The 10,764-nt window shown below is 75.2% G+C and carries 10 protein-coding genes; 3 read left to right on the forward strand and 7 right to left on the reverse strand.

Annotated features, from left to right (window positions below; translation table 11 throughout):
• On the reverse strand, nucleotides 1-646 hold a 646-nt coding region (locus tag K6U79_09215), incomplete at its 3' end, for a 6-phospho-beta-glucosidase (GenBank protein MCL6522531.1).
• Nucleotides 647-654: 8 nt separating this feature from the next.
• Nucleotides 655-1,407 carry a PIG-L family deacetylase gene (locus K6U79_09220; protein MCL6522532.1) on the reverse strand — a complete coding sequence of 251 codons (753 nt, stop codon included), beginning with the start codon at nucleotides 1,405-1,407 and terminating at the stop codon, nucleotides 655-657.
• Between the two features lie 65 nt (nucleotides 1,408-1,472).
• On the opposite strand from K6U79_09220, the gene K6U79_09225 reads away from it, so the two are divergent.
• Nucleotides 1,473-2,837 carry an MFS transporter gene (locus K6U79_09225; GenBank protein MCL6522533.1) on the forward strand — a complete coding sequence of 455 codons (1,365 nt, stop codon included), beginning with the start codon at nucleotides 1,473-1,475 and terminating at the stop codon, nucleotides 2,835-2,837.
• 49 nt (nucleotides 2,838-2,886) lie between these two features.
• Nucleotides 2,887-4,002: an A/G-specific adenine glycosylase gene (locus tag K6U79_09230; GenBank protein MCL6522534.1), complete on the forward strand. Its 1,116-nt coding sequence runs from the start codon at nucleotides 2,887-2,889 to the stop codon at nucleotides 4,000-4,002.
• Here the strand turns inward: K6U79_09230 and K6U79_09235 are convergent.
• The 5 genes from K6U79_09235 to K6U79_09255 all read right to left on the reverse strand — a co-directional run bounded on the left by K6U79_09235 (nucleotide 3,972) and on the right by K6U79_09255 (nucleotide 10,459).
• The gene (locus K6U79_09235; GenBank protein MCL6522535.1) at nucleotides 3,972-5,339 is read right to left on the reverse strand and encodes a hypothetical protein; all 1,368 of its coding nucleotides are present in this window, start codon (nucleotides 5,337-5,339) and stop codon (nucleotides 3,972-3,974) included. The two genes, K6U79_09230 and K6U79_09235, sit on opposite strands and share 31 nt — an antisense overlap.
• Before the next feature lie 204 nt (nucleotides 5,340-5,543).
• Nucleotides 5,544-6,647 carry a phosphate ABC transporter substrate-binding protein PstS gene (pstS, locus tag K6U79_09240; GenBank protein ID MCL6522536.1) on the reverse strand — a complete coding sequence of 368 codons (1,104 nt, stop codon included), beginning with the start codon at nucleotides 6,645-6,647 and terminating at the stop codon, nucleotides 5,544-5,546.
• A 203-nt stretch (nucleotides 6,648-6,850) separates the two neighbouring features.
• Nucleotides 6,851-7,720, reverse strand: coding sequence for a deoxyribonuclease IV (locus K6U79_09245; GenBank protein MCL6522537.1), 870 nt, complete (start codon nucleotides 7,718-7,720; stop codon nucleotides 6,851-6,853).
• 85 nt (nucleotides 7,721-7,805) lie between these two features.
• Nucleotides 7,806-8,534: a metal-dependent hydrolase gene (locus tag K6U79_09250; GenBank protein ID MCL6522538.1), complete on the reverse strand. Its 729-nt coding sequence runs from the start codon at nucleotides 8,532-8,534 to the stop codon at nucleotides 7,806-7,808.
• Between the two features lie 41 nt (nucleotides 8,535-8,575).
• Nucleotides 8,576-10,459: a PDZ domain-containing protein gene (locus K6U79_09255; protein MCL6522539.1), complete on the reverse strand. Its 1,884-nt coding sequence runs from the start codon at nucleotides 10,457-10,459 to the stop codon at nucleotides 8,576-8,578.
• Here K6U79_09255 and K6U79_09260 point away from each other — a divergent pair.
• The coding region (locus K6U79_09260; protein MCL6522540.1) for a hypothetical protein at nucleotides 10,458-10,764 on the forward strand (307 nt) is incomplete at its 3' end. The genes K6U79_09255 and K6U79_09260 overlap by 2 nt on opposite strands.

Consider the following 10,764-nt stretch of genomic DNA (forward strand, 5'->3'; position numbering starts at 1 on the left):
CCGTGATCTCCCTCCCGTCCAGGAAGAGCCGGCTCCAGGAGAGGTGGTTGAGGCCGATCGTGCGGAGGCTGACGCGCTCCTCCGCCACCCCCAGCGCCCGCGCCACCCCGCGCTGCAGGCTGAGCGGCACGTTGCAGAGGCCGAAGGAGCGGACGGCGGGCTCGTGGCGGCGGATGGCCTCCGTCACCAGGCCCGAGGGGTTGGTGAAGTTGACCAGCCAGGCCTGCGGCGCCAGCTCGCGCACGTCGGCGGCCAGCTCGAGCGCCACCGGCACCGTCCGCAGCGCCAGGGCGAAGCCGCCCGGCCCGGTGGTCTCCTGGCCGACGACGCCGTGGCGGAGCGGGATCCGCTCGTCGAGGCGGCGCGCGGCCACCCCGCCGACGCGGAACTGGCTGATCACGAAGTCGGCGCCCTCCAGGGCGCGCCGCCGGTCGAAGGTGACCTCGATCCGCGCCGGGTGGCCCGCCCGCGCGAACATCCGCCGCACGAGCCCGGCCACCGCCTCCACCTTCTCCGCCCCCTCGGGCAGGTCGACCAGCACCAGCTCCGCCAGCGGCAGGCTCTCCCTGCGCCGCAGGAAGCCCTGCGCCAGCTCGGCGGTGTAGACGCTGCCTCCGCCGACCACCACCACCCGCACGAGCCGCACCCCCGCCCTCAGCTGGCCGCCGCGTCGACGTTGAAGTGGAGCGCGATGGGCGGCAGCACCTTGAAGGCCTCGGCCAGCTCGCAGCCGGCCCCGGCCCCGATCTCGCGCGCCTTCCCCTCGAAATAGGCCTGCACGAAGGGCCAGGTCTCGGGCGGGAACTGGCTCCGGTGCGCCCGCAGCGCCTCCAGCTTCAGAGCCCAGGTCTCGCCCACGTCGACGCGCGTGTTGGGCGCCGCCGTGCCGTAGAAGGCGACGGCCTGCACCTCGTGGCGCGGTTCCGGCCCCTCGCCGCTGCGGAGGGCGTAGGGGAAGGCGGCCAGGATCGCCGCCGCCGCGGCCGCCAGGCCGGTCAGCCGGTGGTCCGGATGCGCCTCGTAGGGGAGCCAGGGGTCGGGCGCGAGGAGGAGGTCGGGCCGGAAGGCGCGGATCTCCCGCGCCAGCGCCCGGCGGACGGCGCCTTCCTCCAGCTCGCCCCCGTCCGGGAAGCCGAGCCAGCCCATCTCCGCCACGCCGAGGAGGCGGGCCGCCGCCTCGGCCTCGCCGCGCCGGACGGCGGCCAGCTCGGCCGGCGACATCGCGGGATCGGCGCTGCCCACGCCGCCGTCGGTCACCGTCACCACGCGCACCCGGCCGCCCGCCCGGCAGAGCCGGGCGACGGTGGCGCCGGCGCCCACCTCCATGTCGTCGGGGTGGGGCTGGATACAGAGCACGCGCCGCATCCCGAGGAGGTCGGGGACGGGCACGAGGTCGGTGATGCGCATCGCTGCCACCTCCGCCGCGGCAGGCTTGGCCCGCCGCTCTGTCGAACAAGGTTTCGGTGCGGGGGGTGCGACTCCTGGAGAGGTGGCGGAAGATCGCCTACAGCTCGGGCTCGCTGGGCAGCGCGCTCCTGAGCCAGGCGTTCGGTGCCTTCGTCCTCTTCTTCTACGAGGACACGGTCAAGCTGCCGGTGGCCGCCGTCGGCACGCTCTTCGCCCTGTACGGCTTCTGGAACGCGATCAACGACCCGCTCTTCGGCTACCTCTCGGACCGGACGCGCACCCGCTGGGGGCGGAGGATCCCGTACATCGCGCTGGGATTCCTGCCGCTGGCGGTCGCCTTCGCCCTGGTCTGGTCGCCGCCGCTGGGGGCGGGGACGACCCCGCTGCTGGCCTACTTTTTCGGCATCATCTTCATCTTCGACGGCCTCTACACGCTGGTCATCCTCAACTGGACGGCGCTCTTCCCGGAGATGTTCCGGACGCTGGAGGAACGCGCCCAGGTCTCCGCCTGGCGGCAGATCTTCACGGTGGTGGGGGCGCTGCTGGGCATGGCGGCAGCACCTCTCCTCTACGGCAGCCGGCTGGGCTGGGCGGGGATGGGCTGGCTCTTCGCCGCCGTCGCGGCGCTGGCCCTCGGCGTCTCGCTGCTCGGCAGCCGCGAGGGGGCCTCGGGGCGGACGGGGAGCGAGGAAGCGGTCCTCTCCCCCTGGTTGGCGCTCCGCTACACCTTCTCCAGTCGCTCCTTCCTGTTCTACGTGATGGCCAGCTTCGCCTTCCAGCTCAACTTCACGCTCCTGCCGTCGGTCATGCCCTTCTACACGAAGTACGTGCTGCGGGTGGGCAACACCGAGACCTCGCTCCTGCTGGGCGTCATCTTCGTCGTCACCTTCCTGGCCATGCTGCCCTGGTCGAGGGTGACCGTCCGCATCGGCGCGCGGGCGGCCATCATCCGCTCGGCGATCGCCTTCGCGGTGGCGCTCTGGGGCTTCCTCTTCGTGGGCAGCTTCCAGCAGGCGCTGGTGGTGGCGGGGCTGGCGGGGATCGGCCTGGCCGGCCAGATGATGCTCCTGGACGTGCTGATCGCCGACGTGATCGACGAGGACGAGCTGCGCACCGGCGTCCGCCGCGAGGGGATGTACTTCGGCATGCAGGCGCTGATCATCCGCCTGGGCATCGCGGTGCAGGCGCTGGTGATGACGCTCACCCAGCTGTTGACCGGCTACGACCCGCACCTGGCCGTCCAGCCGCCGCGGGCGCTCCTCGGCCTGCGCCTCCTCCTGGGCGGCGTGCCCAGCCTCTTCATCGCCCTGGGCGTCCTCTCCATGCTCTTCTACCCGCTCTGGGGACCGCGCCTGGCCGAGATGCGCGCGCAGCTGGCGGCGCGCCAGGCGGCGGCCGGCGAGGCGGGGGGGCCGGCGGTTGGCGGCTAGGGCCGGAGCGGAGGCGGAGGAGCGCGTCGCGGCGCTCCTGGAGCGGCGCGTGGAGCTGCGCCGGAGCCTCCTGGAGTGGTACCGCGCGCGCGGCCGGCGCCTGCCCTGGCGCGAGAGCCGCGACCCCTACGCCATCCTCGTCTCCGAGGTGATGCTCCAGCAGACGCGGGTGGAGACCGTCATCCCGTACTGGCGGCGCTTCCTCGCCCGCTTCCCCGACGCGGCCAGCCTCGCCCGCGCCGACCCGGCCGAACTGGAGGCGCTCTGGTCCGGCCTGGGCTACTACCGCCGCGCGCGGGCGCTCCAGGCCTGCGCGCGCGAGCTGGCCGAGCGCTACGGAGGAAGCCTGCCGGCCGACCCGGAGCTCCTCCGCCGCCTGCCCGGCGTCGGCGCCTACACGGCCGGCGCGGTGGCCAGCATCGCCTTCGGCCTGCCCGAGCCGGCCCTGGACGGCAACGCCCAGCGCCTCCTGACCCGCCTGGCCGCCCTGGAGGGCGACGCCTCGCGCCCACCCCTGCGCCGGCTCCTGGAGCGGCTGGCCCGGGGGCTGCTCGACCCGGACCGGCCCGGCGCCTGGAACCAGGCCGTCATGGACCTGGCCGCCACCCTCTGCCGGCCGCGCCGCCCGCGCTGCCCGGAGTGCCCCCTGGAGAGCTTCTGCAAGGCGCGCCGTCTCGGCCTGGAGGAGGCGCTGCCGCCGCCCCGCCCGCGGGCGGCGCCGCGGCCGCAGCCGGTGGCGGTCCTCGCGCTCCTGGCGCGGCCGCGGGCGGGCGGAAGCCGCCTGCTGGTGGTCCGCCGCCCCCCGCGCGGCCTCCTGGCCGGCCTGCCGGCGCTCCCGGTGGAGGAGTCGCCCTGGGAGGCCCTGGACTTGGAGGCCTGGCTGGCCCGCCTTCTGCCGGGGCTCGCGGCAGGGGCCCGGAGGCGGCTCGCCGCCTCCGGAGGCGAGCCGCTGACCCGCTACGCCCACGCCTTCAGCCACCGCCTCTGGCAGGCGGAGGTGCGCGCGCTGCGCCTGGAGGAGGCGCCGGCGCCGGCGGCGGAGGGCCGCTGGGTCGCCTGCGGCGAGCTGGACGCCCTCCCCTTCCCGGCCGCCTTCCGGCCGGCGCTGGCCGCCCTGCGCGGGGCCGCCGCCGCTCAGGGCTCCTCCTCCGCGGAGCCGGGGTAGAAGACGGTGGCGGGGAAGGGGTCGGGCTCCTGCCCGGCCGCGGCCCGGCCGACCGCGCGGGCGCCCAGGAGCACCGCCCCCCGCTCCACCGCCGCGTGCTGGGTCGCCCGCAGGGCGGGCAGCCCGGTGGCGCGGGCCAGCGCCTGCAGGCGGAGGTCGCTCAGCGCGGCCAGGCCGCCCACGTGCAGGTGGTGCGGCGCCGCGCCCTCCCCGGCGCGGTGGCGCCAGGCCTCCAGCGCCGCCGCCGCCCGCGTCGCCGGCGCCTCCACCACCAGCCGGGCCAGGACGGCGGCGCCGCTCCCCTCGTCCAGCCCGCGCAGCTCCCAGCGGCCGTCCGGCCCCGTCTCCAGCCGGGCCGGGCCGTCCGGGGCGGCCGCCCGGGCGAGGCGCTCCGTCTCGGCCCAGCCCGAGGAGAGTCCCAGCCCCTCCTCGAGCCAGCGGTCGAGCCGGCCGGCCGGACCGGCCCGCGCCTCCAGCAGCGAGTAGAGGCGCATGCCCTCCTGGAAGGCGACGCGGGGGGGCGACTCCTCGGCGAGAGGGCCCGGCTGCGGGCGGCCGGGATCCGCCTCCCCCTCCAGCGCCTCCGGGGGGAGGCCGCTTACCACGCGCAGCGTCGCCTCCTCCTCCAGGAGGAGGAGCGCCTCGGCCGGCTCCGGCCACCCCCCGCCGCTCCAGCAGGCCCCGGCATGGCCCGCCACCTCGGCCACGCGCCGGTCCAGGAGCGCCACCACCGGCAGCGGGAAGTCGAGGACGCGCGGGGCCGTCCGGCCCAGCTCGCCCAGGCTGGGGCGGAGCGGCGGGAGAAGCTCCGCCAGCTCCGCCCCCGCCGCCCCCAGGCGGGCGGGAGGCAGCCAGCCCCGCGCCCGGCGATCCAGAAGGCCGAGCCGGTCGGCGCCGGCCGCCTCCGCGACGCCTTCCCCGCCGCAGAGGGCGGCCACCAGCCAGGCGCCCAGCGGTCCGAAGCGGAGCGCCCCCCCGGCGGGAGGAAGCCCGGCGGGCAGGCTGCGGCGAAGCTCCTCCAGCGCCGCCGCGGCCGCCTCGGCGCCCGCGCCGGCCAGCGGGAGCGGTCCGGCCAGCGGCAGGCCGTCGGCCCGCCAAAGCATGGCCTGGTCCGCCTCGGCCACCAGGACCACGCCGGCCACCTCCTGCGGCAGGAGCCCCGAGCGGCGCACCAGGTCGCGCAGCGTCGTCACCAGCGTCCGCTCCAGCTGCCGGGGCTGCCCGGCCGGCCAGGAGCCGGTCAGGAAGGCGACGCCGCGCCCGCCCGCGTCGGCCAGCGCGGCGCGCAGCACGCCCCGGCGCCCGTCCACGTCGACCACGAGCAGGATGGACTCCATGGACCGCCCCCGCCCCCGCCGCGCGCGGCCGGGCCAGCCGTGGCCGGACCGGCCGCCTGGCGCCGTCTGGCGCTTCCTTTTCGAACCGGAGCGGGGGCCTTCCTGCGCAAAGCGTCCAAAACGACAGAAAGTACCGGCCAGACGACACCGGGGCCCCGCAGGGCCCCGGTGTCCGCCCGGAAGAAAGCGGCGCCTGCGCGGCCTCTACTTCACCGCCGCCTGCAGCGCCTGGAGCTTCTGCTCGTCCAGCCGGACCACCTGGTCGGGGAGCGGGCCGTAGTAGAGGTCCTTGGCGTAGGACTGGCCGTCGCGGATCATCCAGGCCACCAGGTCCAGGAGCGGCTTGGTGACGCGGTTCTTGTCCAGCAGCAGCCAGCTGAAGCCGGCGATGGGATAGGTGGTCGGACCCGGCGCGTTGACGAACATCGCGCGGAGGTCGGAGGGCATGTTGGCGGCCGCCTGTTCGGCACCCACCGAGGCGCCGTCCACGCTGGGCGCCACCCACTGGCCGTCCCTGTTCCGGATGGTGGCCACGGGGATCCCGTTCTGCATGGCGTAGGCCATCTCGAAGTAACCGATCCCGCCCGGAACCTGCTTCACCTGGGCGGAGACGCCGTCGGAACCCTTGCCGCCCACGCCGGCGGGCCAGCTGACCGAGGTCCCGCTGCCCACCTTCGAGCTCCACTCCGGGCTGACCGCGGAGAGGTAGCTGGTGAAGATGAAGGTGGTGCCGCTCCCGTCCGAGCGGTGGACGACCGCGATGGGAAGATCCGGAAGCTTCCGGTTCGGGTTGAGGCTCTGGATCGCGGGATCGTTCCACTTCTGGATCTGGCCGAGGTAGATCTTGGCCAGCACGTCGCCGGTCAGGCGGAGGCCCGAGCCGACCCCGGGCAGGTTGTAGCCCACGGCTACGGCGCCCAGCGTGATGGGGATGTGGACGATGGACGGATGCTCCTGGAGCTGCTGGTCGTTGAGCGGCGCGTCCGAGGCGCCGAAGTCGACGGTGCCCGCGAAGAGCTGCTGCTGGCCGGCCCCGCTGCCGATGGACTGGTAGTTGATCTGGACGCCGGGGTGGAGCTTCTGGTACTCGGCGAACATCTTGCTGAAGAGCGGGTAGTCGAAGGTGGAACCCGCCCCCGTCAGCGCCGCCTGCCCGGAGCCGCCGGAGGGCGTCGCCCCGGCGTTCGGGCCCGTCCCTCCAGGGGGCGGCGTCGCGGCGCCGCCCCCGCAGGCGCCCAGCGCCAGCGCAAGGGCCAGGGCGAGCACGGGAACGGCGAGCATCCGGGCGCGACCCGGCGCGGGCCGCATTCCGCTCATGGACTCCATCGACCTCCTCGGAGGAGTCTTCCCACAGGGGAAGGCTAACCTGTCCGGAGAAACGACGGGTTGCGGAAGCGTTAAGCCGGGCGGCGGCGGCACGTGGCGCCCTGCCGGAAGGAAGGCGGCGGCGGCCTGCCCGACCTTCCGACCACTGCCTCTCTCCCTCTCCGGCCCCCGTCCTGGCCGCCCGCCTAGGCGCCGGCGGCCTCCGCCTCCCCGGCCGCCTCCTTCCAGCGCCGCAGCAGCGCGATCTCCGGGCCGTACTCGCGCTCCTCGTCGACGGGCGTCTCCAGGCAGAGCGGGATCTCGCGAAAGGCGGGCAGGGTGGCGGCGCGGCGCAGGCCCTCCTCGCCGATGTAGCCCTTCAAGAGGCGCTGATGGCGGTCGCGGCGGCCGCCGAAGTCGACCATGCTGTCGTTGAAGTGGATCACCTTGATCAGAGGAAGCGCCCCCGTGGCGCGCAGCTCCGCCTCGAAGGCGGCCACCGAGCGCTCGTCGCGCCAGTCCACCACGCCCGCCGCGAAGGCGTGGCAGGTATCCAGGCAGAGCCCCAGTCGCTCCGGCTGGCGTACCGCCTCGACGATCTCCATCCACTCCGCCGGCGTCCGCCCCATCTCGGAGCCCTGCCCGGCCGTGTTCTCCAGGCAGAGCAGGGTGGAGCCCCGATAGCCGGCCAGGATCTCGTCCAGCGTCTCCACCATGCGGCGCTTGCCCTCCTCCTCGCCCCCGCCCACGTGCTTGCCGAAGTGGACGACCAGCCAGGGGGTGCCCAGCGCCTCCGTCAGCTCCAGGTCGTTGATCACCGAGGCTACCGTGGTCTCGTGCAGCTTGGGGTCGTAGGTGGCCAGGTTGGTGACGTAGGGCGAGTGGGCCACCGTCCAGACGTCGGCCTCCCGGGCCGCCTGGGCGCCGCGCGCCCCCGCCGCCCGGTCGACCGCCTTCAGCTGATAGCTTCGCGGATTCTTTGGAAAGTACTGAAAGAAATTGCCATTAAGCTCCAGGGCGGCCTCCACCGCCTTCTCGAAGCCCCGGGCGGTGCTCAGGTGGCAACCGACTCGCACGGCGGCGCTCCTTTCACCCACTTCTTTCCGCTCAAACGGCCCGCCCCCGCGGAAGCGGCGCCCCGCCCGCGGGGCCCCGGCGCGCTCAGAGCGACTCCAGCACGCGGCGCAGGCCGCGCAGGGCGCCGAGCTGCCAGGGCAGGAGCGCGGGCATGACGAGGCCGTAGTTGATCACGTCGAAGCGCTGGCGCGGCATCCGCCGCGCCAGCAGCGCGGTGGCGGCGAAGCCCGCCAGCGAGAGGCCGGCCGCCAGCACGGCCTGGCGCCGGGCCCGGCCGGGCTCGGCGCGCCTCGCCAGCCAGGCGAGCCAGGCGGCCCAGCTGCCGTGCTCCAGCGCTCCCAGCAGGTTGCCCAGCCGCTCGGGCAGCCTCCCTCGCACCGGCTCCCAGAGGTCGACCCGGTCGGGGACGCCCAGCCGCCCCAGCGGCCAGAAGAGCGCCACCGGCGAGAACCAGACGGCCACGTCGGTCGCGCTGTGCAGCCCCATCCCGGCCAGCAGCCCCCCGTAGCGCTGCCGGCGGACCGCGGCCGGCGGCGGGCCCGCCTCGCGGCGCGCCGCCAGCCGCTCCAGCCCGAGCGCCCAGAGCGGCTGGAGGAGCCAGGAGTGGCTCCAGCTCCGGTGAAGCGAGGCGGCCAGCCGCGGGTGGAAGGGGTAGAGCGGCAGCTCCAGGGCCAGGTCGGCGTCGGGCGCCAAGCTGCCCCAGACCACTGCCGTCTTGTAGGCCGCCTCCGGGCTCCCCGGCGGCCGCGCGCCCGGATAGCGGCGGGCCGCCAGCCAGCTCCCCATCCAGCCGTGCAGGGCCAGTTGCGCCACGCGCCCCTCCCCCTCTCCCGCCGCCGGGCACCCGACTCGCTCTAGGCCCGTTCCCCGGACGCCAGGCTGTACTGCCCGTGCGTCCAGGCGGCGAAGGCCTCGCGCTGCGCCTCGCTGGGCTCGGGCACCGGCTTGAGGACATAGCGCGAGGGCCGCCGTTCGCCCAGCTTCACCTCCACCCGCCGCTCCTCCTCCCGGCGGAAGGTGGTCAGACGGACGCGCTCGCCCGGGCGGCGGTCGGCGAGGCGCTCGCGCAACCCCTTCTCGTCGACCACCCGGAAGCCGTCGACGGCCACGATCTCGTCACCCGGGGCGAGGCCGCTGCCGTAAGCGGGCCCGTCCTCCAGGACCGTGGCCACCAGGAGGCGGCCCTCGCGGCTCTCCAGGCGGACGCCCAGCTCGGCGCCGGGCCGCTTCTCGTACCACCAGGCCCAGCGCTCGTCGCTCCCGGGCATCGGCTCGCCGCCGGCGGCGCCCTCCTCCTCCGGCTCCTCGCGCCGCCGCTCCAGCTCCAGGCCCAGGAACTCCAGCGGGCCCGCCCAGTCCATCTCCTCCGTGCCGGTCACGTAGCGGGCGAAGAAGTCGTCGAGGGAGAAGCCCGAGACTTCCTCGGCGACGGCCTTCCAGCCCTCCAGCTCGGGAACGCCCCGGTCGCGGCTGCCGTACCGCTCCCAGAGGAGGCGCATCACATCGTCCAGCGAGCGGCGCCCCTCCGTCCGGCTGCGGATCTCCACGTCCAGCGCCAGCCCCACCAGCGAGCCCTTCACGTAGTACGAGATGCCGGTGTTGGGCGTGTTCTCGTCGGGCCGGTAGAAGTCGATCCAGGTGTTCCAGCTGGACTCGGCCACCGGCTGGACGCGCCGCCCCGGCGTCTCCTCCAGGCGCTGGACGGCCTCCGCCACGTAGGCGAGGAAGCGCTCGCGCGGCACCACCCCCGCCCGCCCCACCAGCATCCAGGCGTAGTAGTCGGTCAGGCCCTCCATCGCCCAGAGCAGCCGCGTCAGGTTCTCGCGCAGGTAGTCGAAGGGGCCCAGCGCCACCGGCCGGATGCGCTTGACGTTCCAGAGGTGGAAGAACTCGTGCGCGAAGAGGGTGAGCGTGCGCGAGTACTCCTTGGGATCGCGGAAGCGGAAGCGGCCCACCTGGATGGCCGTCGAGTTCCGGTGCTCCAGGCCGCCGCCGCGCCGATCCACCAGGTGGACCAGGAAGGTGTAGTGGCGGTAGGGCAGGCCGCCCATCATCCGCGCCGCCTCCGCGACGATGGCGCGCACGTCGGCGACCAGCCGCTCGGGCTCCTCGTTCCCGTGGCCGTCCAGCACCAGCCGGTGCGGCACGCCCTCCACCTCGAAGGTGTAGAGGCGCGGCCGGCCGCATTCCACCGGGCAGTCCACCAGCTCGTCGTAGTCGGCGGCGCGGAAGAGTCCCGGCCGCCCCTCCACCGGCTCGAGCCCCGTGTAGACCTCCCAGCCCGCCGGCGCCTCCACCTCCAGGGTGCAGGGCAGCTCCTTCCCCCCCTCCAGGTAGAGGAAGAGGAGCGTCCCGTTCCAGAAGGCGTGGTGCTCGTCCAGGTCGGCCGCGTCCACGTCCAGCTGATGCGCCCAGACGCGCCAGCGCAGGCGGAGCGCCTCGTGGCCCTGGAGCCGCACCCGCCAGGTGGACTTGCCCACCTTCTCCAGCGGCAGCTCGGCGCCGGCCTCCTCCCCGTCCGACTCCGCGCGCAGGTCGACCAGGTGTTTGGCGTAGTCCTCGATGCTGTACGATCCCGGCGTCCAGACCGGCAGGCTGAACTCCAGCGTCCCCTCGGGCGCCGGCCCGCCGGCGGCCGAGGCGCCGCGGAAACCGGCCAGGCCGGTGACGCGCAGGCTCACCTCGAAGTAATGGGTCGCAGGTTCCGGCATGGCGACGTGGTAGGCGATCTCCGGCATGCGGTCACGGTCACCCCTTCCTCAGGATTCCCATTCCGCCGCGCGCGGTGGATCCCTGCCCGGCGGCGGGGGCGGGCGTGTCGAGCTGCGGGCGCGGCTGAGGCCGGGCGACGGGCCGGCCGACCTGGCGGAGGCGCTGGCCTGGCTCCGCTGGGCGGGGGCGGCCGGCTTCCGGCTGCTCTTCTTCGATCCGGGCGCGGCGGACGAGGAGGAGGCGGGGCGCTGGCTGGCCCGCCTCCAGGTGGCGGCGGAGGCGCTGGCGCCGGCGCTGGAGGTGCGGGCCGCCCGCTGGCTTCCCCTCCCCC

This window comes from Bacillota bacterium, from assembly GCA_023511835.1.
In the GTDB taxonomy this organism is placed as follows: Bacteria; Bacillota; Sulfobacillia; order JAIMAT01; family JAIMAT01; genus JAIMAT01.

Excerpts from the sequence above, each read along its gene's own strand:
- pstS (MCL6522536.1), bottom strand. The coding sequence starts at position 6,647 with ATGCGGCCCGCGCCGGGTCGCGCCCGGATGCTCGCCGTTCCCGTGCTC.
- K6U79_09255 (MCL6522539.1), bottom strand. The coding sequence starts at position 10,459 with ATGCCGGAGATCGCCTACCACGTCGCCATGCCGGAACCTGCGACCCAT.
- K6U79_09235 (MCL6522535.1), bottom strand. The coding sequence starts at position 5,339 with ATGGAGTCCATCCTGCTCGTGGTCGACGTGGACGGGCGCCGGGGCGTG.
- K6U79_09220 (MCL6522532.1), bottom strand. The coding sequence starts at position 1,407 with ATGCGCATCACCGACCTCGTGCCCGTCCCCGACCTCCTCGGGATGCGG.